Annotated in this window: 20 protein-coding genes; 8 read left to right on the forward strand and 12 right to left on the reverse strand. The window is 49.9% G+C overall.

Annotated features, from left to right (window positions below; translation table 11 throughout):
- Nucleotides 1-8 precede the first annotated feature (8 nt).
- From EL262_RS07860 to EL262_RS07880, 5 genes are all read left to right on the forward strand, one after another.
- Nucleotides 9-1343, forward strand: a complete 1335-nt coding sequence (locus EL262_RS07860) for a fimbrial protein (RefSeq protein ID WP_159100475.1) — start codon at nucleotides 9-11, stop codon at nucleotides 1341-1343.
- A 20-nt stretch (nucleotides 1344-1363) separates the two neighbouring features.
- Entirely contained in the window at nucleotides 1364-3295 is a 1932-nt protein-coding gene (fimD, locus tag EL262_RS07865) for a fimbrial tip adhesin FimD (RefSeq protein ID WP_078735445.1), read from the forward strand.
- A gap of 27 nt (nucleotides 3296-3322) precedes the next feature.
- Nucleotides 3323-4918, forward strand: a complete 1596-nt coding sequence (locus EL262_RS07870) for a hypothetical protein (protein WP_025836531.1) — start codon at nucleotides 3323-3325, stop codon at nucleotides 4916-4918.
- Between the two features lie 611 nt (nucleotides 4919-5529).
- The gene (locus tag EL262_RS07875) at nucleotides 5530-5928 is read left to right on the forward strand and encodes a BlaI/MecI/CopY family transcriptional regulator (protein ID WP_025836532.1); all 399 of its coding nucleotides are present in this window, start codon (nucleotides 5530-5532) and stop codon (nucleotides 5926-5928) included.
- Between the two features lie 61 nt (nucleotides 5929-5989).
- Complete coding sequence (locus EL262_RS07880) at nucleotides 5990-7975, forward strand: M56 family metallopeptidase (RefSeq protein WP_025836533.1); 1986 nt, start codon at nucleotides 5990-5992, stop codon at nucleotides 7973-7975.
- A gap of 167 nt (nucleotides 7976-8142) precedes the next feature.
- Here the strand turns inward: EL262_RS07880 and EL262_RS07885 are convergent, their stop codons facing one another.
- From EL262_RS07885 to EL262_RS07950, 12 genes are all read right to left on the reverse strand, one after another.
- Nucleotides 8143-8628: a ferritin gene (locus tag EL262_RS07885; protein WP_025836534.1), complete on the reverse strand. Its 486-nt coding sequence runs from the start codon at nucleotides 8626-8628 to the stop codon at nucleotides 8143-8145.
- Nucleotides 8629-8709: 81 nt separating this feature from the next.
- Entirely contained in the window at nucleotides 8710-9789 is a 1080-nt protein-coding gene (gene hemE, locus EL262_RS07890; RefSeq protein WP_078735446.1) for a uroporphyrinogen decarboxylase, read from the reverse strand.
- A gap of 339 nt (nucleotides 9790-10128) precedes the next feature.
- A complete protein-coding gene (locus tag EL262_RS10185) occupies nucleotides 10129-12147 on the reverse strand; it encodes a PepSY-like domain-containing protein (protein ID WP_078735447.1) in 2019 nt (672 codons plus the stop codon).
- Nucleotides 12148-12179: 32 nt separating this feature from the next.
- Nucleotides 12180-12620, reverse strand: coding sequence for a PepSY-like domain-containing protein (locus EL262_RS07910; protein ID WP_025836539.1), 441 nt, complete (start codon nucleotides 12618-12620; stop codon nucleotides 12180-12182).
- Between the two features lie 491 nt (nucleotides 12621-13111).
- Entirely contained in the window at nucleotides 13112-13468 is a 357-nt protein-coding gene (locus tag EL262_RS07915; RefSeq protein WP_126464401.1) for a hypothetical protein, read from the reverse strand.
- Nucleotides 13469-13482: 14 nt separating this feature from the next.
- Nucleotides 13483-13839, reverse strand: a complete 357-nt coding sequence (locus EL262_RS07920; RefSeq protein WP_025836543.1) for a hypothetical protein — start codon at nucleotides 13837-13839, stop codon at nucleotides 13483-13485.
- Between the two features lie 5 nt (nucleotides 13840-13844).
- Nucleotides 13845-16520 carry a peptidase associated/transthyretin-like domain-containing protein gene (locus tag EL262_RS07925; protein WP_126464402.1) on the reverse strand — a complete coding sequence of 892 codons (2676 nt, stop codon included), beginning with the start codon at nucleotides 16518-16520 and terminating at the stop codon, nucleotides 13845-13847.
- A 77-nt stretch (nucleotides 16521-16597) separates the two neighbouring features.
- Nucleotides 16598-17455 carry a GLPGLI family protein gene (locus EL262_RS07930; protein ID WP_025836547.1) on the reverse strand — a complete coding sequence of 286 codons (858 nt, stop codon included), beginning with the start codon at nucleotides 17453-17455 and terminating at the stop codon, nucleotides 16598-16600.
- A gap of 254 nt (nucleotides 17456-17709) precedes the next feature.
- The gene (locus EL262_RS07935) at nucleotides 17710-18546 is read right to left on the reverse strand and encodes a GLPGLI family protein (protein ID WP_078735449.1); all 837 of its coding nucleotides are present in this window, start codon (nucleotides 18544-18546) and stop codon (nucleotides 17710-17712) included.
- Between the two features lie 107 nt (nucleotides 18547-18653).
- Nucleotides 18654-19490, reverse strand: coding sequence for a GLPGLI family protein (locus EL262_RS07940; RefSeq protein WP_078735450.1), 837 nt, complete (start codon nucleotides 19488-19490; stop codon nucleotides 18654-18656).
- A gap of 23 nt (nucleotides 19491-19513) precedes the next feature.
- A complete protein-coding gene (locus EL262_RS07945; protein ID WP_159100478.1) occupies nucleotides 19514-20377 on the reverse strand; it encodes a GLPGLI family protein in 864 nt (287 codons plus the stop codon).
- A gap of 24 nt (nucleotides 20378-20401) precedes the next feature.
- Nucleotides 20402-20614, reverse strand: coding sequence for a hypothetical protein (locus EL262_RS07950; RefSeq protein WP_025836556.1), 213 nt, complete (start codon nucleotides 20612-20614; stop codon nucleotides 20402-20404).
- A gap of 625 nt (nucleotides 20615-21239) precedes the next feature.
- Here EL262_RS07950 and EL262_RS07955 point away from each other — a divergent pair.
- From EL262_RS07955 to EL262_RS07965, 3 genes are read left to right on the forward strand one after another with little or no spacing between them, the layout of a single operon-like run.
- Nucleotides 21240-21965 (forward strand): abortive infection system antitoxin AbiGi family protein, encoded by a 726-nt coding sequence (locus EL262_RS07955; RefSeq protein ID WP_025836558.1) that lies wholly within the window; start codon nucleotides 21240-21242, stop codon nucleotides 21963-21965.
- A gap of 20 nt (nucleotides 21966-21985) precedes the next feature.
- The gene (locus EL262_RS07960; protein WP_126464403.1) at nucleotides 21986-22174 is read left to right on the forward strand and encodes a hypothetical protein; all 189 of its coding nucleotides are present in this window, start codon (nucleotides 21986-21988) and stop codon (nucleotides 22172-22174) included.
- A gap of 24 nt (nucleotides 22175-22198) precedes the next feature.
- Entirely contained in the window at nucleotides 22199-23380 is a 1182-nt protein-coding gene (locus tag EL262_RS07965; RefSeq protein ID WP_078735452.1) for a dicarboxylate/amino acid:cation symporter, read from the forward strand.
- Nucleotides 23381-23448: the final 68 nt, after the last annotated feature.

Genomic DNA, 23448 nt, shown 5'->3' on the forward strand with positions numbered 1-23448 from the left:
TAAGAGAAATGAAAGTAATGAAAGAAAAGGCTTATATGCTTTTCCTACTGATCGGCATTTTGCTTCTTGCAGGTTGTAAGGAGACACCTTCCGATCCGGCAGGGGAGGAGGCTACTATTTCTCTCGTGCTTGGAGACACTCGGATCCGAGGTGGCGATCTGTTTGTGGGAGATGATGTCATAAGCAAGGTGAGGGTATATGTCTTCTCCGGAAGCCATATCGAAGCGATGCAGGTCTTCAATGCCGGCGAGCTCGCATTTGTGAACCCCTTCCGAGTCAAATGTGTCACAGGAGAGAAGAGCATCTTTGTCGTCGCCAATGAGCCGGCAGCTGTGTCTGACAGGTTGAACGAGGTCAAGACACCGAGCGATTTGGATGCCATTAAGTTAGAAACAGACTCCTTCCTGCCCAAGCCTCTGACGATGGTGGGCAATGGGACGGTCAACATAAACTCTTCGACCGGAGCGATGGTCTCCATCAGTCTCAAGAGGGTCGTGGCGAAGATCACACTCAAGATCCGAAATGCGAGTACAGGTCCTGCCTCTCTTTCTCTCTTGGGGGTCGAACTCCACAGAGGGATGAAGTCCACTCCTCTCATCGAGGGGGCTTCACCTGCACCTCACAACTTCTGGAACAAGCGCAACGATTACAGTGCTCCTCAGGAGGTCACCGCTGAGGGTTTTCAAGTATGGAGCTCGGACGATGCTGTATATCTTTTCGAAAACCTTGGCTCCGTCTCCGATACGACATCGAGAGCGACCAGCCTCGTCATCCACGCCAAGTACAACGATGTCAATACGAAGTACCGTGCCTACATCAATGACGAAAATTCGGAAGGTGCCGATCATCGCTATTCGATCAAGAGAAACTACTGCTATAACCTCATTGCAGATATCAAGAACCTTGGAGAGTCCGATGGCATCACCCTGCGTACCGAGGTGCGCCCCTGGGAGGTCGTCGGCAATGACTTGCTTTTCAAGCGAGTGTATTCGATCACTCCACATCCGACATTTGAGCAGAAGACCTTTGAGGTCGCTACGCCCGGGGATGAAGTCGAGTTCAAGTTCAAGCTCATGAACCCCGTCGAAGCTCTTTGGAGGGTGCAACTCACCAACCCCATCCACTTCGAGGCTCTCACCACCGGAGGGGCTGTGGTCTCCGGAGGCGTGGGGCAGGAGTACACCATCAAGATCAGACCTCGCCAACCACAGTCGGATCAAGCGCACACCACCGAGATATTCATCACCGTTGACGATGCTGAGATCCCACTTCTCAAAAACAACACAGCCATCGGCATCGGTAATCGAATCGTTATTAAGCAACCTATGGTCAGCACACCATAAAAAGATAAGGAGATTCTCTTATGAAAAAGTTATTATATACCACAATAGCCTGCGCCGTGGCATCGTTGATGCTCCTGTCTGTGTCGTCGTGTAAGCGAGAGGATGGTGTGGAGCAGCCTGTCGAGAATTCCCTTGTATTGAGTGTGATCTCTGATGAGGTATCCACCGTACGTGCCGAGGCCGGAGATGATACGCTCAATGAGAACAAGATCGACAAGCTCGACATCTTCATCTACGATGCAGGTATCCTCCGATGGCACATCAAGCCGGCTGACATGACGCTCTCCGGCAACAGTGTCACCGTGCCCATAAAGGCCGATAAGGAGATCCTCTTCCACAACAATACGAGAGCCTATGATGTCTATGTCATCGCCAACAGCGGTATCGACTTCGGTACGATTGCCGAGGGGGGGAACAACCTTCAAGCACTGAAGGATCTCGTCATCCGCTCCATGGGCTTCAAGACCGAAGGTGGACTCTCAGCCCAGGATGCGTTTGTGATGGATGGCATGGTGTCCAAGGTCATCACCAAGAGAGATGCCGATCTCGGTCTGGTCCATCTCAAGAGGGCTGCATCGAAGATCAGAGTACGTATCAAAGAGGTCAATGTCCCCAATCACACCTATACCCCTCAGACAGGTACGGTACAGCTCAAGCACTTCACGCTCGCATCGGCACTCTTGGATGGAGGAGTGTATGTTCCCACGGTATTTGATGAGACCGAGGCACGCACTTTGACGAGAGTAGGTCGCGAAGAGACCGGTCCCGCACCGTTCTACGCTTACGCACAGGATTGGAGCGGAGACATCTCAAGCAGGGCGTATGTCGAGCTACTTCTGCCGCTTACCAATAATATCAATGGGAAGAGTCACGTTTACAGGTACATCCTCCCCATTGCACCTACCAATCTCACCGGCGAGCAAGCTGTCTACAACTCTTGTCTCAAGAGGAATGTCCTCTATGACATCTCCGTCACGGTGAATATCCTCGGAGCTCTTCAAGAAGAGCCCGTCACACTCTCCGGTACGTATGTCATCAGGGACTGGAGTACGAGAGAAGTATTGGCCGAAGTGAAGGCATCCGACTACCTCGTGGTCTCCGAGACAGATGTCGCCATGCCTAATATCGAAGGCTACAAACTCAAGTTCAACTCGTCTATCCCCAACGTGACGCTCGTCCCCGGCTCCCTCAAGGCTACCTATACCTTCATAGCGGCCAATGCGAGCACACCGACGACGGTGAATGTCGTGGGAGATCAGATCCCGAACATCATTGTTGCTTCGGGAGTGACAGCCGGTGAGATCACGATCACCAGCAAGATACCTACCAACCTCGTACCGAAGGATATCGAGTTCAAGGTGACCAACGGTCCACTGACAGAGACCATCAAGGTACGTCAGACACCGGGGATCTACTTCACCAATGAGAAGAGTGTCCGTTCGTCACAGTTTGGTAGTTATCAGGATATGGTCAATTCGGGCAATGGACTTCGCAATGCTTATACTTACATCGTGACGACCTCAGCATCGGGTGCGAAGTATCCTGTTACAGGCGAAGAGCTCATCTTGGGTTATCCTCCTGTCGATGGAGAGGGCAATACCCTCAATGATGCCAATGTCGCCAAGATGGTGTCACCTAAGTTTGAGATGGCATCACAGTTTGGTGCGACGGTGGCACAAGGGTACATAGATGCCAAGAGGCATTGTAATCGCTATTGGGAACGCAGTGAAGCCGGCGTCGAAAAGAGAGGATGGAGACTGCCCACTGAAGCCGAGCTGAAGTACATCGAACAGCTCCAGAGCTTACCGGCCAATCTCCAGGGATTGCTCATGACCGGGCGTTGGTATTGGGATGCTTATTCGGGTAATAATGCATACGAATTTGTCAACAACAATACTTCCGGTTCCAGTAGCACTTTCGCTCACGTCCGTTGTATACGAGATATTAAATAACACCACAATTCGAGAAGGAGTATACTTATGAAAAAGATAATATATACACTCATAGGAGGCTTGACCCTGCTTCTGGCAAGCTGTACCCGATCTGTGATCGATGTCCCCGACTCACAAGTCTCGGTAGGCACGGACGAAGTCCTTGTTGAGTTTGGTGCAATCATACCGGACTTCAGGACGGTCGAGCTCAGGGACAATGGAGGTGTCGATAATCTGTCGTTGCTCGTCTTCAATCAGAACGGCATCCTCATCGCTCGTCGTCAGGCCACGCTCCTCGGAGCTTCGGGCTCAGGCTATCGCTTCTCCGTGATCCTGCCCAAGTCTGATGACATCCGGACCATCCATTTCGTAGCCAACTGTGACTGGTCTGCGACTCCCGACACCGAGATTGTGGGAGCTCACGAGGCCATGGTCATGGCATTGATGACGACAGATAGGTGTGTCTTCTGGGCACGCAAGGAGTTGCCTGATGGTATAGATGTCAACTCTTTGTCCGACAACATCCCCTTGCTGCGCAATCAAGCCAAGGTGACCGTCATCAATGAAGCAAGTAACTTCGAGCTCGAAGCCTTCGTGCTTCACAACACCCTCGCACGAGGTACCGTCGCTCCATACGATACAGGCACGTTGACCTTTACCGAAGGGGCGATCAACGATCCTATCAATCCTGTCCTTGTGTCGGCACAAGAGGGGATGTTGGACATGAACGAGAAGTACCTCTTCGAGCGCAAAAACAAGACCGCATCGAAGATCACCACCGTCATCGTCAAGGGTAAGTACGCCGGTCAGCCTTCGTACTATAAGATAGACCTCATCGATGCCGACAGGACCCGATACGACATCGAGCGCAACTACCACTATGTCGTGAAGATACGCAGTGTCCACAAGGCGGGTTCACCCAACTTCGCCGCTGCACTTGATGTCGCCTCTCACAACAATACGGCACTCGACCCTACCGTCGAGAAGTTTCCCATCATCAGTGACGGCGTGAGCAAACTCGAAGTCGAACGCACACTGATCGTCCTCACCAAGGCTTCGGAGTCTCTCAGCACGTGGGTCAAGTATTACCCAAGGCTGGATGACAACAACTTCGACAACACCGGTGTGACTTACCGTGTGGAGCAGGAGGCAGGCAAGGAGATCATCGATGCATCATCACTCAACTTCGTCCCTGCTACGGGTGCGCTCACTGCCACCGCAGTCAATGTCCTTCCGTCACAACCACGCGAAGCTCGGATCATTGTCTCCAAGGGGGACTTCCTTGCCAGAGCGATCAGAGTGGTGCTAAGGCAGCCCTTCAGCTTCGGACAAGTGAAGATCAATAACAACAACGCTGTCCCCCAAGGACTACAGCGCGAAGCAAGGTTGTACTTCAACATCCCTGCAGACTTCCCCGCAGATCTCTTCCCACTCTATGTGAAGATCAAGGCCGGCACCCTCTATCCTGTGGACGAGGGAGTAGAGGTGATCACCGGAGGAGGCACGATGTATCACATCGTCAGAGTGACATCTCATGGGACAAAAGAAGTGAGGTTCAAGACCAACTCTGATGGCGGAGCCGAGAAAGTCGAAGTCACTGCAGACTACTTCCAAAGTGGAGAGGTCACTTATACCCGCAGTTGATTGGTTTTAGATAGATTATGATGGTCGGGGGCTGTCGTGACTGAGATCACGGCAGTCCCTTCTCTTTTATGGCATCTCTTCCACACAGACTTATCCTCTCAAAGCAAAGATGTCTGATCCTCGAAAAAAGGTTGTCTAACTCGTCGCACCGTTTTAGACAACCTTCGTCATCAAGTTAGACAACCTTTTTTCGAGAGTTCGACATCAGAGATATGCTATAAGTTTCCATAAAAAGCACTATCTGTCTGCGTCCATTGACTGTAGCTTCCTTAGATCAAACCGGCGTTTACGGAGGCAAAGCTCACGGAGCAAACCGGAAGGACGTAATAAGGAGCAACCAAAGTATCGGAGCAGGGGACAGAATGCTTTCTGTCCCCTGCCGGAATACATTCTGTCGGGCGTCAGAAAGAATTCTGTCGTCCGACAGAAAATTTTATCTCTTGCTCTCTGGGGCGCAAACAGCCTGAAGAAGAACCATCTCTCGTTGTTCAACAGGGTGAAGGAAGAGAAAATTTTGCCATCACTTCAAATTTTGGGGATAAAACTGTTGTTTGTTACGATTTTTTCGTACATTTGCTACGAAAGCATCGTAGAACTAAACTTAACGCGTTATGAATAAGACTGAAAACAAAAAGAGTTTCCTCAATGGCCTTTCGGCTTTGGAAGAAGATTTTGTCCGAGCACTATGGGCTGTCGAACGTGGTGAGATCAGTGATATCCTCGATAAGATGGAGCACTCCTCCACCCCTTATACCACGGTGGCATCCATTGCGCAGAAGTTGGAGCGCAAAGGCTATGTCAAGCGTGTGGGAAAGAAACGAGGCTTCGTCTATGCAGCTACCGTCTCTGAGGACGACTACTGCTCCAAGACGGTGGGGTATCTCGTCTCCAACTTCTTCACCGGGAGTTACAAGGGCTTGATCCAGCACTTTGCCTCCGAGGGTAAGGTCTCTGCCGAGGATCTTCAGGAGATACTCAAGATGATCGAAGAGGGCAACACTCAGGAGTAACCCCCTCTCCTCTTTTGAGATAGACGGATCGAATACTTACACCGTAAAATACCTTACGACCATGACATTGACCCTTATGACCTATCTCCTGCTCTCAGGACTGGGACTATTTATATTCAGTATGGCGGACAGACTCTATCTGCGCCGTCGCTTGGCGTTGCCACACCAGAGGCTTTTTTACCTCTCGGCACTCGTGGCAGCATTCATCACTCCATGGGCTTCGATGCTCTACCCTCACAAGTTGATCGCCCCCGCTGTGGCAGGGGCAGAAGCGGAGGTCTTCATCGACACCGACCTTTCGATGGTGGCTGTCGAGGAGGTGAGCGAGGCCGGAGGGTTGCTCAGCCACCTATCGATGAGTGACATCCTCCTTGCCCTTTGGGTTGTCGGTATGGCGGTGATGATCGGCCGACTGATCTATGGATTGGTACGGATAGTTATGATCATCCGAGCGTCGGAAGAGACTTTCGCACCATCGGGGCGCAGGATCTACCTCACCGACAAGGCTGCGAACCCCTTCTCCTTCATGGGGAAGATCGTCCTCCCTCGACAGATCTATGAGGATGCTCGTTGTCGAGACCTCATCCTCAGCCATGAGGAGGCGCACTGCACACAAGGGCATCACTATGATCTCATCGTGGATCAGCTTTGTCTCATCGCACACTGGTGGAATCCCTTTGCATGGATGCTCACCAATGCCCACTATAACACCCTCGAATACCTTGCGGACAGCCATGTCCTCGATACCGGCATCGATCGCAAGGCCTACCAAAGACAATTATTAGAGAGTTCTCTGAAGATACCGGCCGAATCCCTCAGTCTCTCTTTCTCAGTTTATAACCTAAAAAAGAGAATTAAAATGATGAACAACAACACAACACCCAATCGACCCCTCCAGTCTCTACGCATGGTGTCTGCGCTCGTCCTTGTATCTGCCGGTCTGTTCGTCGGATCCAACGTGATGGCAGTACCTGCACCTGTCACAGATATTCAAGAGGACTTCGTGCCACAAGTATCTCCTGTCACAGAAGTCCAAGAGGGCTTTGTCCCACAAGAACCTCCCGTCAAGACCGAAGACACTACCTACGACTTCTTGGAAGAAATGCCAGTCTACAAGAATGGTGATAAACAGCTCATGAAAGACTTGGCAATGCTCATCAAGTATCCTAAAGAGGCTGCCGAAAAGAATATCCAAGGTCGTGTTATGGTAGGGTTTATTGTCGATGAGCAGGGCAATGTCGTCGAACCTCAAGCGGTGAGAAAGGTACATCCGCTTCTCGATGCAGAGGCTGTCCGTGTCGTCAGCCTTCTTAAATTTATCCCCGGAAGGATGAAGGGTAGGGCTGTCAGATGCCGATTTACACTGCCTATTCGATTTGCCATACCAAGTGACAAAGAGGCCTCAAAGCCCGCAATTGTGGAGGAAATAGGCGCATCCAAGTCTCGTAGCGTGGAAGAGTTTTCGAAGATCCTCGACACCTTCGTGAAAAGGATCCTACGTCCGAACGACGATAAGGTATGGGGCAAGTTTAAGATCGTCAACGGTAAAGCTCAGGACATAGAGATCAACATGAGCGATGAAAGGGCTAAAAGAGAGATCCTTAACTTCATTAAAAAGCAGGACTTCAAGCCTAAGAATAGTACTCCGGAGAGTCTGTACTTTAACTTTGACATTGATAGAAAGAATACCAAAGGAGATGACGGGGTCTACGATTACCTCGAAGAAATGCCTGAGTATGATGGTGGTGAAGAAGCAATGATGAAACACCTTGCGAAAGAGGTTGTCTATCCTGAAGAGGCATCGAAGAAAAATATCCAAGGTCGTGTCATGGTGAGCTTTGTCGTCGAGAAGGACGGCTCTCTTTCAAATGTCAAAGTCATGAGGGGTGTACATCCTCTCCTTGATGCAGAGTCTGTCCGTGTAGTCAAAACGCTGAAGTTCAAGCCTGGGAAGATGAACGGTAAGCCCGTGAGGTGCCGATTCACCATTCCTATCAACTTTAGGCAGAATGACACTTCTAAGGGGGCTGACAAAGCCAAGTCCTAAAGCTTCTTTTCTTTCCCCGGTACATGACGGCTCGAACCCCTCGTGATACTCCCTCTCTCAAGAGAAGGTGAAATACAACAAACAGCAAGGGCTGTGTCGGTGGTCTGTAAGACCTCGGACACAGCCCTTGTTTTGCGCGAGCCTGCTACGAGAGCAAGCCGATGCTATTACTTGCGTTCGCCAAGTCTTGCATCCATGATGAGGAATGAAGCCTCGCTTGATGCAAGTTTGAGCTTATCTACGATACCTGCTACTGTGGCTTCCTCTTCTACTTGCTCGTTGACGAATGTACGGAAGAAGTTTTCGGTAGCGAAGTCTTTCTTTTCGATGGCAAGAGCAACGATTTCGTTGATCGACTTAGACACTTTACACTCGTGTTCGTAAGCCATTTCGAAGACCGGAGTGACACCTTCGAGCTTCACCTTAGGATCAGCGACTGCACCGATCTCAGGCTTTTCGCCACGAGTGATGACATAGTCGATGAGTTGCTTGGCGTGCTCACGCTCTTCTTGGCACTGGATGTACATCCAACGTGCAAAACCAGCCCATCCTGCTGCATCGAAGTGGATCGACATTGCGAGGTATATGTGTGCAGAGTCGAGTTCGAGTTTGATTTGTTCGTTGATCTTCTTGAGTAAGTTCTTTTCAATCATAGTTCCTAATATTTGGTTTGTGTTAGTTATATTTCTGTTTAGACTTTATTTACTCAAAGGTAGTGATTTTTTATAATCTTATCAACAGTGGATAAGACTCTTCCGTTCTTCTGAGTAGCTGTGCACTGTGTCTACAAGTAGCTCCACCTTGTCCGGATCGATGTCCTTGTGCATACCGTGACCGAGATTGAAGATATGTGGTGTGCGCAGACCGGCCATGTCGATGATTTGCTTGACGCGTTGTACGATATACTCGTCCGAGCCCTTGAGGACCATTGGGTCGAGGTTGCCCTGAAGAGCGATGTTACGTACGACTGCCGCAACGACATCCATGTCATGACGCCAGTCGATACCGACACAGTCCGCACCGATGTTTTCGTACATCTTGTACCACGCCAATGGAGCATCCTTGGTGAAACAGATGACAGGGATGCGAGTGTCGTCCTCACGGTAGAGACGAAGCCCTTGGATGAGGCGTTCGGTGTAGGTGAGACTGAACTCGCTGAATGCTCCAGTCGAGAGGATACCCCCCCAAGTGTCGAAGATCTGTATGATGTCCACGCCTGCGTCGATCTGAGCGTTGAGGTAGTCGATGAGGGCATCGGTGATCTTATCGAGGAGGGTGTGCATGAGCTCGGGGCGAGAGTAGAGGAGCTCTTTGACTCTGGGGAAACCCTTACTGCCCCTGCCTTCGATCATATAGCAAGCCAAGGTGAAGGCACTGCCACAAAATCCGATGAGGGGGACACTGCCGTCGAGCTCCTTCTTGGTTAGTGTGATGGCATCGAAGACATACTTCAAGTCCTTCATCACGTCCGGCTTGCACAGACTGAGGATGTCCGACTCTGTTCTCAGTGGGCGTTCGAAGACGGGGCCTTCGTTCTCCAAAAACGACAATCCCAATCCCATGGCATCCGGAACAGTGAGGATGTCGGAGAAGATGATCGCCGCATCGAGATCGTAACGACGAAGGGGTTGGAGGGTCACTTCGCAGGCCAATTCAGGTGTGCGGCAGAGATCCATGAAGCTCCCCGCCTTGGCTCTCACACTGCGGTATTCGGGCAGATAACGCCCCGCTTGCCTCATGAGCCATACCGGTGTGCGAGAAGTGTTTTCGCCACGGAGGGCTCGGAGGATGAGGTCATTCTTTATCGGTTTCATATATCTTTTTTCTGTTTGCGATTATTCATTATGATGGCATTCTCGGTACTGATGGGCCGAAGCCTTTCGGAAACGTCGCTCTATGACACTGTCTCCTACGTGGATAGAACTAATAACGAAGCCTAAATGTTTTGTCCGGATGTGGATAAAAAGCAATTCTGACAGCAAAATGATGCGTCGCTTGCTCGAGAGGAGGGTGAGGGGCTGTCGCTGATCACAAAAAAAGACATCGTCCCCTGCAACCCATGGCTGCAGGGGACGATGATGTATATTACTCACAGGAGCCTGTCCCGAGATTTAATCGAGACTTGAGGCTTTGTCCATGATGAGGGAGCGAGATCAGTCGTCGATCTCAGTGATGACGAAAGTCCTTGGATTGAAGCTCACCTCAAGTCCGTTGGATAGCTTCACTTCATACTTCTTGTGACTGCGAGAGATCTTCAAGATCTTTGCTCCTGGAAATCTGTTGGCGATCTGCTGAGTGATTTGTGTAGGGACAATCGCAGTAGGTACGGGATAGGTACGTGTGTTGACCTCTTTCCAATCTCCATTTTGTCTGAATTCCAACTCAGCGCCGTCAGAAAGGCGAACTTCATAAGTGATCTTGCCATCGTCACGATCCTTTTCCACCTTCACGACCTTCACGTTCGCAAAGTGCTCAGCGATGAATGACTTGGCTGCAGCGGGAAGATCTCTGTAACCGACCACTTGATCGTCGTCTCTGTTGTTGTCATTTTCGATCTTGATGAGACGATAGTTGTAGCGGTCAAACTTCAGTTCGACACCGTTGGACAACTTCACTTCGTAGTCTCTGCTGTCACGATCTATCTTGATGATCATAGCGTATGGGTATCTATCAGAGACTTGTTGGCGGATAGGAGCAGGTATGATGGCAGCAGGCACGGCATAAGTGCGAGTGTTGACTTCTTTCCATTCGCCTGCTTGGTCAAATTCCAACTTGGTGCCGTCCGACAATACGACATCATAAGATATCCTGCGGTCATCACGATCCACCTTTACATTCACGATGCTCAAGTGGCCGAAATGCTGAGCGATGAACGCTTGTGCATTAGCCGGAAGCTGACCTGCACCGGGCTGGTTGTTGTCATTGTTACCATTGCGATCATTTTCGATCTTGATGACATTGAAGTAAAGGTCAAACTTGATCTCAACACCGTTCGAGAGGTCGATCTCATAGTCTCTGCTGTCACGGTCGATCTGGAAGATGTAAGCCCCGGGATAGCGTGCTGTCACGAAGTTGTGGATCTGCACCGGTATGATGGCAGCAGGCACGGCATAGGTGCGAGTGTTGACTTCTTTCCATTCGCCTGCTTGGTCAAATTCCAACTTGGTACCGTCCGACAATATGACATCATAAGATATCCTGCGGTCATCACGATCCACCTTTACATTCACGATGCTCAAGTGTCCGAAATGCTGAGCGATGAACGCTTGTGCATTAGCCGGAAGCTGACCTGCACCGGGATGATTGTTGTCGTTGTTGCCATTGTTGCCATTGCGATCATTTTCGATCTTGATGACGTTGAAGTTCAAGTCAAACTTCACCTTCACACCGTTTGAGAGGTCGATCTCGTAGTCTGTTCTGTCACGGTCGATCTTGATGATAAACACAGACGGATAGCGCGCTGTCACAAAGTCATGGATCTGCACCGGTATGATGGCAGCAGGCACGGCATAGGTGCGAGTGTTGACTTCTTTCCATTCGCCTGCTTGATCAAATTCCAACTTAGCACCGTCCGACAATATGACATCATAAGATATCCTGCGGTCATCACGATCCACTCTTACCGACACGATGGTACGACCCTCGAAGTGCTGAGCGATGAATGCCTTTGCCGCACCGGGAAGACTGTTGACATTCGCTTCAGTCTCTGCGACATAAGCCTGACTTTTTGTGTCTATATCGATGATTGCGAACGTCTTCGAGTTGAACTTTAGTTCGACACCATTAGAGAGGTCGACCTCATAGTCATTCGGGTCGCGGTTGATCTTGACGATCTTTGTCTCAGGGTAGTGTTCTGTGACATAAGTTCTGATCTGATTGGGTATGATGTTTGCAGGCACTTCAGAAGGGCGAGCTTCCACTTCTTTCCATTCTCCTTTGGCATCAAACTCCAACTTCACTCCATTGTTCAAGACCACATCGTAAGTAGTCTCTGCAAAATCCTTGTCCACGGTGACAAGTACGAACTGTGCACCGGGGAAGTTGGTCTCAATGAATGACTGCGCCGCAGCAGGTAGCTTCGACGGCTGGATCACTTGATCATCCGTGTCTTTACAGCCAAAGATCGTGGCCATGACAAGGATCAAGCCGATCAGGATCATTTTCATTTTCATAATTGGTAAAAGTTTTTTTTGTTAGATATCAATTACTTGTCGTACCTCTTGAAAGCCATAGTCTTGAGGTCGAAGATGAGGTCGAGGTCATTGTTGAGCTCCACCTCATAGAATCGTTTGTTGCGAGCGATCTTGACGATCGTTGCACTTGTATGCTTAGAGCTGACGAAAGTTGCAATCTTTTCAGGGATGATAGCAACAGGGAGTGCCAAGTGGTTGCCATCGACTTCTTTCCATCGTCCGGACTTGTCAAAGTCGATGGAGATACCATTCTGTAATTTCACATCATAAGTTGTCGAGAACACCTCCTTGTCCATCGTCACGAGCACTACATCAGCTTCGTTGAAATGCTTGCGCACGAAGTCCTTTGCAGGCTGTGGAAGTTGTTCGAATTGGATAGGTCTGTCTTCTGCCTTCGCTACCATGAATATAGATGCAACGAGCATCAATGTCAATAAAATCTTTCTTGCCATAGATTTCAAATTTAATTGGTTGTATGTAATGCAAAGATATGGGTTAAAATGTAAGTTGCAATATCCCAGTCTCTTTTTTGAGTTTTATTAAGCGAAAGGGGTATGGCTTTTCCAAATTTTTCCATATTTTGGCGATTTTTACTCCCATAAATCGTCCTTTTCGTACTACATATAACGGCTTTCTAAGGCTACCGACGAGATCAAAAAGAAGGAGAAGAACTCTCATCTCCCGGGGTGTGGAGCTCGATGGACACTACCCTTGTGAAGGCATGGCCTCAACATGGCAGACCTCGATGCCCCATGCCGTGAGCAGGAGTGGTCATAAAAGAAGAGCAGATATTCCGGTACAGTCTTTATTATATATGGGGTGTAGAATACAACGGCTCTTAGCAATAAAAAAGTCGTTAGACTTTCTTTATCGAGTCTAACGACTTTCTTTATCGAGTCTAACGACTTTTTGTCGAGGATCGTCAGAGTGTTTTCGGATGGGGTTAAGGGCTTGGGGGTAAGGAGGACTTGTCGATGTCGTTTGGCCACTTGTAGACGGGCTCGTAGAGGGACAAGAGGAGGATAAGGGTAGGGAGCGAGACGATGAGGTATATGAAAAAGAAGGGGAGGAAGCCTCGGTAGCCGGTTTGCTCCATAATGAGGTTGGCGAGCAGTGCCGACACAAAGGCATGGATGAGTAAGAGTATGGTTGTGCGGCGGGTGACATCCACTTTGATCCCCATGTTCTTACAAACAGGGCAGGTGATGGTATTGCCCCAATTTCTTCGGGCGAAAGATGGGCGTGGGATCTTGTGTCCACAGCATCCGCAGGTGATGGTGGGATTGGGTTTAAGGTTCATTGCTCGTTGTTGATTTAGTTGTCTTCGCTCTTTGAAGAGGGTTTACGAATAGTATCTTTGGGCCACATATATTCGGCTTCGTAATAGTATTGATGCAGGAGGAGGAATGGTAACCCCAAGATCAACATGGTGGCACCGAACTTCAGAGGAGAGAAGTTGTCCAACAAGGTACCCAAAGTCGCTCCCACCAAGGCAGGTACGAGGGTTGTGCATATAGATAGGATGACGGTGCGACGACTTCTATTCCTCATCCAGCCCTTTGTCTTGCAGTGAGGGCAAGTGATGGTGTACCCTCTCTTGAAGAAGGAAGGGCGTGGGATCTCGTGTCCACAGCATCCGCAGGGGATGGTCTCTTTGATCTTGGTACTCATGTGATTTAGTTCTTCTTAGTATTGAATTTCCACCTAAAGGTAAGGAAAATTTCCGATGGTCGGAGGTAGTATTGAGCCGAATAGGCATTGAGCGAGCTTTGGCGTTCGAGGTGATAACGAGAAGACCCTCCTATGTTGTTCGCCGAGAGGATGAGTGTCGCCCAAGGGAGTGTCCACTCTGCCGTCGCATCGAAGACATAGAACTTGTGTGCCTCTCCGTCGTTGACAAGGGGACTTTTGTTGTAGAAGAGTTTGCCACGGGCATTGAGGAGGAGACCGGAGACCGGCTTCGCGAAGAACGAGACGGTGTGCACCTGAGTGTCCTGAGGACGGTAGGACTTCTCTTCCTTGAGGCGGAAAAACGATCGGCTTATATCTCCGGCATACTTCATGCTGAAGCCCGAAGCGATCTGCCATTCGATGGTCGGTGATAGGTTGATGCTCTGCGAAATAGATCGATACAGACGTCCTTGCTGGTGTGTGTCGAGAGCGGAGAGTCCATGCTTCAGGGAGAGGTGTGTGGTGAGTCCGATGGGCTGGAAGATCTTTTGTAGGTCGAGACTTTGGGAGAAGTTGGTCCCCTTGTGCGCCATGGGTACAAAGCCACGGATGAGGTAGATGTCTCTGAGGTGTGTCTCCGTACTTATGGGGGTCGAGAAGTCTCTGAACGATGCAGTGTACACTGCGCTGAAGAAGTTGAAGATATCTTTGTACGTCATCCTTGAGAATGCTGAGAGGTTCTGATCTTGCCACCAATCTCGGATACCCGTCGAGATGGAGCCTACCCCTCGGAAGATATAAGGACTGTAGTGGTCGAGGGCAGAGCGGTCATTCTCCCCATAACGTACACTCATATCCCAGTCGAACGAGCTGCCTTGATAGGACAGTCCCACGTGGGGGTTGAACCATACTTTGCGCCTGCTCATCTTGCCATCGGCGACCTCTTTCTCAGTCATCCGAGTGTCTGAGATCATGATCTCAGGCATGAGGCTCATGCGCCACTTCTTCAGTCTGTATGTGATCCAGGGAGATACCTCCAGCACGAGGTTCGAGAAGACCATGTCTCCACGAAGCGGGATCGCACCGTTGTCGAGATGGGGGAAGTGGAGCTTGGTGTCGAAGTGCTCACGCTTGTACTTCAACTTCACATCGGATAGGAGTTCGAGACGCCCCGCATAGAACTCGTAGCCTACCTTCACATCGTTGGCCACGCTGCTCGTGGTCGCATCCTGGATGATCTTGTCCGTATTGCCGGGGAGGGGCGAAGCCGCGTGTAACGAAAGTTGCTGAGGCATATGGTCGAGCCACAACGCATCCGAGATGGTGAGGATGTTCTTTCCATGCTTTTTCGACCAAGAGACGACGTTCGAGAGCGTCCCCGAGGGTGCCACGGTATGCTCCGAGTAGGGATTGCCATTGGTGCTGCGATCGGCCTTGAGGTCCTTGTGGTAGAGCTTCCCTTCGGTCTGTACTTTGACAAAAGTGTTGTTGCCGTTGAATGTATAGTTGCTCTCCACCTCGCCCCTGTGTTCGCGCCTGAACAGTGAGGTGTGATCTTCTATCTTGGCCGTCTCCCTGGGCGAGATACGGAAGAGTTTCGTCTCGTCCAACATTCGTTCCGCCCGGTCGAAGCCATACCCGGCATTGATGCGCCACTTCGCATCCTCCGAGATCTTGTGAATGAAGTTGAGCGAACCGAGTGCCGTCGTATTGATCCGCCCACGCTCACGCACCACCTCGTCTCCGATGTCCGCACTCGTGTCGAAGAAGTCGCTCCGGCTGCTGATCTCGAATCTCTCTCGGCTCACGATCTCATCAAGGGCAAGGGTGTTGAGTTCCGAGAAGATATTTGCTCCGTTGTTTGTCCCTTTGCCGATCGCCATCAACTGGTTGCTCTTGCCGAAGGTGTAAGCCGATCCATCGCCAAGGTAGAGGGGCTTCTTGTCCTTGTTGATTCCCGCACCCGTCGTGAGGGAGTAGATCCAAGTGTTTTTGGCACTCTCTTTCATCCGTATGTTGAGAGCCGCCTGATCGCTGAGCGAACGTTCTTTCCTCATCTTGATGGGTTCGTGATTTTCGAGCACTTCCACCGCAGCCACATCGTCGGCCTTTATGTTTTTGGTGGCCAGACCATACTTGCCACCCATGAGGTCCAAGCCCTCGATGTAGAATTTGTTGATGCTCTTGCCCTCATAGCTGATCTTGCCGTCCTTGCCGACCTGCATCCCCGGGATGCGCTTGATGGCATCCTCCAGGGTGTGGTCACCCAGTTTGATGAGTTGTCCCACCGAATAGCGGATCGTATCGCCACGCTTGCGTACCGCCGTGGCACGTACGACGACCTCCTTGAGTTGTTCCTCACGAGAGGAGAGGGTGAAGGTGCGTCCTCTGAGATCTCCGGCAATCTCTGTCAGAGCTATCTTTTGGTAAGCCAAGTGCGAGAAACTCAAAGTCACCTTTTGGGACAGAAGAGCTTCGGATATGGGGATCGAAAAACGTCCCTCTTTGTTCGTAAACCCACCACCGATGACTTTCTTCGTCGTCGCATCGGTCAGGGAAACAGACACCGAAGGGACGGCATCATTGTTGCTCTTCGATACCACACGACCGGTGATGACCGACTGCCCCAAGGCACTGAGGCTCACAAACATCAAAATAAAAAGGACTGAAAGACTTCTCATACTTATTGTAAATGCTTCTTTGGTCTCAAAAAGGTTGTCTAACTCGTTTTCGACCTTTGTATAACTTGTTCGGCTCACTACCGCTCGATGTTCACGAACTTGTCGCGGAGCTCTTCGCCCTTGAGCTTATTACCGTCCCGATCCTGAATGATGACCTTCGCGCCGGGGAAGATCATCTGGAAGAACTTTTGCATATCCGTGACAAATAATTGCAACAGCTTTGTCACCTTCGCTTTGGTGTCCTTCTTCACCGCTCCGAGGACAAGATACTTGTCGCAATCGATCTTGCTGTCCTTCTCATCCATGGGTGCAAACGAAGACAACGAAAAAGAGTAGATGCCGTCAGCTTCGGAGGCTTCGACGATGAGGCCGGGCAGTCCCCAGAGTTTCCATGGACCTGCCGGAGTGGGGACTTCGGGTGTGAACCATGCCGTCCATGCTCTGCCGAGGTAATCGGCTGTCGCCTTGTGACACTTGTACCCGCTCTTGGTCTCCGTCACGCTCTCGTCGATGACCCATTCGGGGCGGATCATCTCTTCTTCGTACTTGTAGTAGTCGAAGTTGATGGCTTGGGTGACGACCGATTGCCCGGTCTCGAAGGACGAAAGGACGTGGAGATCCATACTTCGGTTCGAGACCTTGTTGCCCTCCTGCTGAGCCTTGGCCTCGTCATTTGTTGCCTCATATACGGCATGTGTGATGGAGTCCTGCGCCATACGTGGCATGCTGTAAAAGAAAGACTTATCGGGATAGATTTCCAATGCCATGGGTGATACCGGGATCTTATCCCTATCTTTGATTTTCTCTGCAAAGTAGGTGCCTTTCATCTCATAGATCGCTTTGAAGACCGTGGAGGAGGACTTTTGTGCCTGCACGATGCTACTTGCCAAAAGGGCAAGCAGGAGGGTAAGGGTGGTGATGTAAGTCGTTTTCATAGTTGCATTTGGTATTGGTTGTACCGCAAATATAAATCCTTGGCATCGGAGAAATCTATCGAATCTAACGAAAGTGTCGACGGCATGGTCTTCTCCCCGTCACGCTCCGTCATGGGACGGAACACCTTCCGATAGGTGACAGAATCTTTTCTGAGCCCCGACAGAATACATTCCGTCACCGGACAAAAACGCCGATGATCGGATCGAGAGGACACTTCATCCATGAGTGATCTGTGAGGCTCGGGCAAAGAACATCATTGCTCTATATGTGCGACCTTGCTCCGTATCTCTTCGGGCGTGAGCGACTTACCCTCTCCATCTTCGAGGATGACCTGCTGTCCCGGGTAACGCATCCGTAAGAATGATGCAGGGTCACCGAAGTAGAGCCCGAGGAGTCTCAGGATGTCCTTACGCCGGCCTTCTTTGACCTCTCCGATGCTCATGTATTTCTTGAAGCCCTCTTGACTCTCCTCGGGATTCAGTTTTTCGAACGAAGAGAGGGAGAAGGCGAACAACCCCTCTGCCTCCGAGGCTTCGACGATGAGCCCGGGCAGCCCCCATAGCTTCCATGGCCCGGCCGGTGTGGGGACTTCGGGCGTGTACCAAGCCGTCCAGCGACGACCGAGGAAGGTGGCTGTGGCAGGGTGACAAGGGTAACCGCTCTTGGTCTCCGTGACGGTGTCGTCTATCTGCCAGTCGATCCGCTCCATGGACTCGGTGTAGGAGTGGTAGTCGAAGTGGATGGCTTGGGTCACTTCTCTACGACCGGTCTCGAAGACACTGCGTATCATCACCTCCAGCGAGCGGTTGTTCATCTTGAGTGCTTCGTGGATCGCCTTTTGGGTGTCTTGGGTCTCTTGGAGGGTCACATAGAGGGTGGAGTCCGAAGCGAGACGTGCCATATCGTAGAAGAACGTCCTGTCGGGGTGGATCTCCAGTACCGTGGGAGCACTGCGACCTCTCTCTGCCCACTCTCGGATGTAGTGTCCTTTGGTCTCGTAGATAGCCTTGAAGGCCTCTTGTGCTTGTGTGTGAACGCTCATGATGCTCAGCAGTGTGAGGATAAAGAGTGCATTTACTTTCTTTTTCATAGACTTGTTTCAAGTTGGTATTTCGGTGGTAAGTCCCTTGATGCTTACAGCCAATAGCAAAGAAGCTGATGGGGAAGCCTTGGGGATGATCTCGTGTACTGTCTCTGTTATTGCTCTATGTCGACAAACTTATGGCGTACCTCTTCGGGAGTGAGCGTCTTCCCCTCGTTGTCCTGAAGGATGAGCGTACCTCCCGGGTAGATCATGTTGAGATATGTGGCAGGGTCGGTGTGGTAGAGGCGAAGGAGCTTACGGATGTCTTTGCGCTTGCCCTCCTTGGCATCCCCGACAAGCAGGAACTTTCGGCAGTCTTCTCGGCGATCTTCGGGTTTGAGTTGCTCAAACGAAGAGAGGGAGAAGGCGAACAACCCCTCTGACTCTGTGGCTTCGACGATGAGCCCCGGCAATCCCCACAGCTTCCATGGTCCCGCAGGCGTAGGTACTTCGGGGGTGTACCAGACCGTCCACTGACGACCGAGGACGGTGGCTGTCGCGCGGAAGCAGGGATAACCGCCCTTGGTCTCCGTGACGGTGTCATCTATCTGCCAGTCGATGCGTTCCATGGGCTCGGTATAGGTGTGATAGTCGGAGTGGATGACGTGGGTGACCGTCCTCTTGTTGGTGTCGAAATGCGTATTGATCAGCATTTCGAGCGAGGGACTATTGTACTTTTTGCCCTCCCTCATTGCCAAATCGAGATCGTTGCTTTTGTCGAACTCCATACGGGTGACGGAGTCCCTCGCAACGATGGTCATGTCATAGAAGAATGTCCTGTCAGGATAGATCTCCAAGGCGGTTGGGGCCTTGTGTCCTTGCTCTGCCCACTCTCGGATGTAGTATCCTTTCGTCTCATAAATAGCTCTGAAGGCATCTTGAGCCATTGCTGTGTGACTTGCCAAGTACGCAAGCAGAAAGAGAATGATCTGTTGGGCTATTCGTCTCATGATACGATATTTTGTGGTGAATGTCAGTCTTTGAGTTCGATGTACTCAAACTCGGTGGTGAATTCGGAATTATCTATCGGTGTGCCATCAGGGTTACCGATGCGGATTTTTTTGTTCGGATCTTTCATGGCCATGAAGGTCATGGGGTTGGAGACGTAAGCCCCCAAGAGCTTGAGCACCTTTGCCTTTGTGTCCGTCTTTATGTCGCCTTTGATCATATATTTGGTGACATCTTCGGTCATCATCTCGGGTGCAATCTTACCGAAAGACGTCATCTCGAAGGAGAACCTCCCACTGTCGTCTCTGGCATCCACAATGAGCCCCGGTAGTCCCCAGAGCTTCCACGGCCCTGCTGATGTGGGGATCTCGGGTGTGTACCACACAGTCCACTGTCGACCGAGGTATTGGGCTGTTGCAAGGTGACACTTGTATCCGCTCTTGACCTCGGTGATGCTCTCATCTATCGTCCATTCGGGGCGGATCAATTCTTCCTCATAGCTGTAATAGTCTCTGAGTATCTCATGAGTGGTCGTACATTTGAGGTCACCGAAGAGGTTTCGGACAGTCATCTGCGGACCGCCTGCCTTGTACTTTCGAGCTGCCGAAAAAGCCATCAAGGCATCGTTTGTCTCGGTGAATACGGCTTTGGCAGTCGAGTCACGGAGCATCTTTGCATAATTGTAGAAGTAGGACTTATCAGCACGGATTTCAAGGGCACAGGGGTAGGTGACACTGTCCCTATTGAGCTCGTTTTTCTCTTCGAATACCGACGAGCCCTTCTTGAACGAACATGAGGTGTCATAAAATGCCCTGAAGGTATCTTGTGCCCTCACCGTGGTCAGTGTCATCGAGCATAGGGTTGCGAATAGAAGGAATAATTGTCTCATTGGTTTCATAATGTTTTGATGTCTTTACTTTTCGATGTTTACGAATGTCTCCATGAAGCTCTCCTTGGAGGCGTCTATCAGTTCGGCCGGAGCATCGGGATTCTGCATATTGTAGTAACCTATCGGATCCGAGATATAGTAGCGCAGGAGTTTGAAGACCGCTGCCTTATAGGTCTTGATCTTCTTCCCAAAGCTCAAGGTCGAAGCATATCCACGTTTGCTGTCCTCTGGTCTCATCCTCCTTGTCCTCCTTCGCATAGTTCCCATAAGTCTCGTAGACGGCAGGAAAAGGCTCCTGCCCTGAGGCTCACGACACCGGACAAAAGGCATACCAATAACGCATAGACTGCTCTCATAGTCACTGATTTTGGATAATACATCGCACAATTTATAAAAAATATCGCAGACCGAAGTTCTTTTTCTTCCTCTTTCAGCCCTCCCTACATCGATACCTTCATGGCGGGTGCAAAAAAGGACTGTTTTTCTCCACAGTCTTTTTCTCGTCACGGCAGAGTCAAACGCAGTTTGACTCTGCTCGTCCGACTTATCGAAAAAGGTTGTCTAATCTCAATGACGAAGGTTGTCTAACTCGTCGCATCAAGTTAGACAACCTTTTTTGTTGCTTTCTACAACTTTTTCGTTAACATCCCTCTCTCACATATTCTATGTCTCTAAACTCTAAAATTAAAAAGAAGAGAGTCGTCATTTCCTAAAATATCTTTAAGTTATTATATTTGTGATGGGGGTTATATGATATGTGATTCAAAAGTAACTGATGCACTGTGAACTTGTCTGATTGATTATTATCCTCTTTTAATTGTTTATTAATTTGAAAGGTCTCAAATAAACCTAGGAGTCTTCTATGAAGAAAAATAGCCATACATCTGCCTTTTTTCACTATACAGAAAATGTAAACTTGTTATATAAGATCATTGAAGAGGGGCTACGTTTTTCGTTTTGTAAGGAATCTATTTCCGATAAAGTTTTTATAGGAGCTCCTATGATATCATTTTGTGATATTCCCATAACTCATAGCGAAGAGCATCGTGGGAAGTATGGTACGTCTGCTATCGGCTTATCTAAAAAATCCATCATCTCACAGAATCATAAATATAACATTGCTCCCGTAACTTATCTAATCGAGAACGATCCTCGTTTATTCTCATATGAGGGATTATTTTCCAAAAACCCTACGAATATCATATTTGGTTTTTTGAAGAGGGATGTTTACACTCATAACGGTGAAAAACACAATGCATACGACGAATGTGAGTGGCGTATTACAGTGGAAAATTCTGTGGATCAACCATGGTTTACAAACGAAGAAGAATACGATAAATGGCGTGGCGAATTATCAAATGACAATAAATCCAAGACACCTCCAAAGAAATTTTCCAAAGAAGAGCCATTCAAATTTAGAGTAGAAGATATTGATTACATTATTGTGTCTAAAAAATCAAACATCCCCAATCTCATAAGTAGACTTCAAAAACTAGAAAAAGTTTGTGGTGAAAAAATTGATGAGAAAGAAAAAGCAATGTTGCTTTCCAAAGTAATCAGTTTTGAGCAAATCATGGACGACTTTTGAATTATAGTCTTTTTACCTCTTTGGTCAGATTCAAATCCAACTTTAGGGCACTACGCTCCGACTTCGTCATCTCCCTAACCGACCGTTGGCAAGCGGAGAGCCCTACCCCCGAGATAGTACACATTGCAAGGAAGGCGTTCCGCACGATCCGATCCGTCGTACTTCTTAGTGGATGGATAGGTGATTTAGTGCTATCTTTGGAGACATAAAATCGACTAACCAAACATATACTTATGAAAGCTATACGTATAGGGCTACTCCCTCGGATCATCATCGCCATCATCCTTGGTATCACTTTTGGGCAGTTTTTGCCCGAAGCATTGGTGCGTATCTTCGTGACCATCAACGGACTCTTTGGAGAGTTTCTCAGCTTCATCATCCCGCTGATCATCCTCGCGCTCGTGTCGGTGGCGATAGCGGAGATCGGCAACAAGGCCGGGCGTATCCTGCTGATCACCGTCGTCATCGCTTACGGGGCAACGATCGTGGCAGGCTTCTTGTCCTATGCCATGGGGATAAGTCTCTTCCCGAGCATGATAGAACAGGGCGCACTCAAGAGCATAGACGCTTCGTCGGGGGCTCTGGCTCCTTACTTCAAGGTCTCCATCCCGCCGGCCATGGGAGTGATGACGGCACTCATCCTTGCCTTTGTCCTCGGGTTGGGGATGGCTTCGATAGGCAGTGTCTCGCTCAAGGGGGCTTGTTCGGACTTCAAGGACATCATCACGAAGACGATAGGTGCGGTGATCATCCCCTTGTTGCCCCTATACATCTTCGGTATCTTCCTCGACATGACTTATAGCGGAAAAGTGTTTGAGATCCTTTCGGTCTTCGTGAAGATCATCGGGCTCATCTTCTTGCTCCATATCGGGTTGCTCATCTTCCAATACTGTATCGCAGGGTTGGTTGTGAAGCGCAACCCCTTCCGCCTCCTGGCTACGATGATGCCGGCTTACTTCACAGCCCTTGGCACACAGTCATCTGCCGCGACCATCCCGGTCTCGCTCGAACAGTCCAAACGTAATGGCGTGGCGGATGATGTGGCGGGATTTGTCATCCCCCTCTGTGCGACGATACACCTCTCCGGAAGCACGCTGAAAATCGTGGCGTGCTCACTCGCACTCATGATGATGCTGGGGATGCCGATAGAGTTCGGGAGCTTCTCGGGCTTCATCCTCATGCTCGGTGTGACGATGGTGGCGGCTCCCGGAGTGCCCGGCGGTGCGATCATGGCGTGTCTGGGGATCTTGCAGTCGATGCTCGGCTTCGATGAGGCTGCACAAGCCCTCATGATCGCCCTTTATATAGCCATGGATAGCTTCGGTACGGCTTGTAATGTGACCGGTGACGGTGCCATTGCCCTCGTTGTCAATCGCATCATGGGGCGAGAACCGGCTTCTTCTGCCCAAAAATAACACATCCTTTTTGGCCTCTTTACCAATGTATTAACACATATATTACGGAAAAACACGAAAAAACTTCT

Source organism: Porphyromonas cangingivalis (assembly GCF_900638305.1).
Lineage (GTDB): Bacteria > Bacteroidota > Bacteroidia > Bacteroidales > Porphyromonadaceae > Porphyromonas_A > Porphyromonas_A cangingivalis.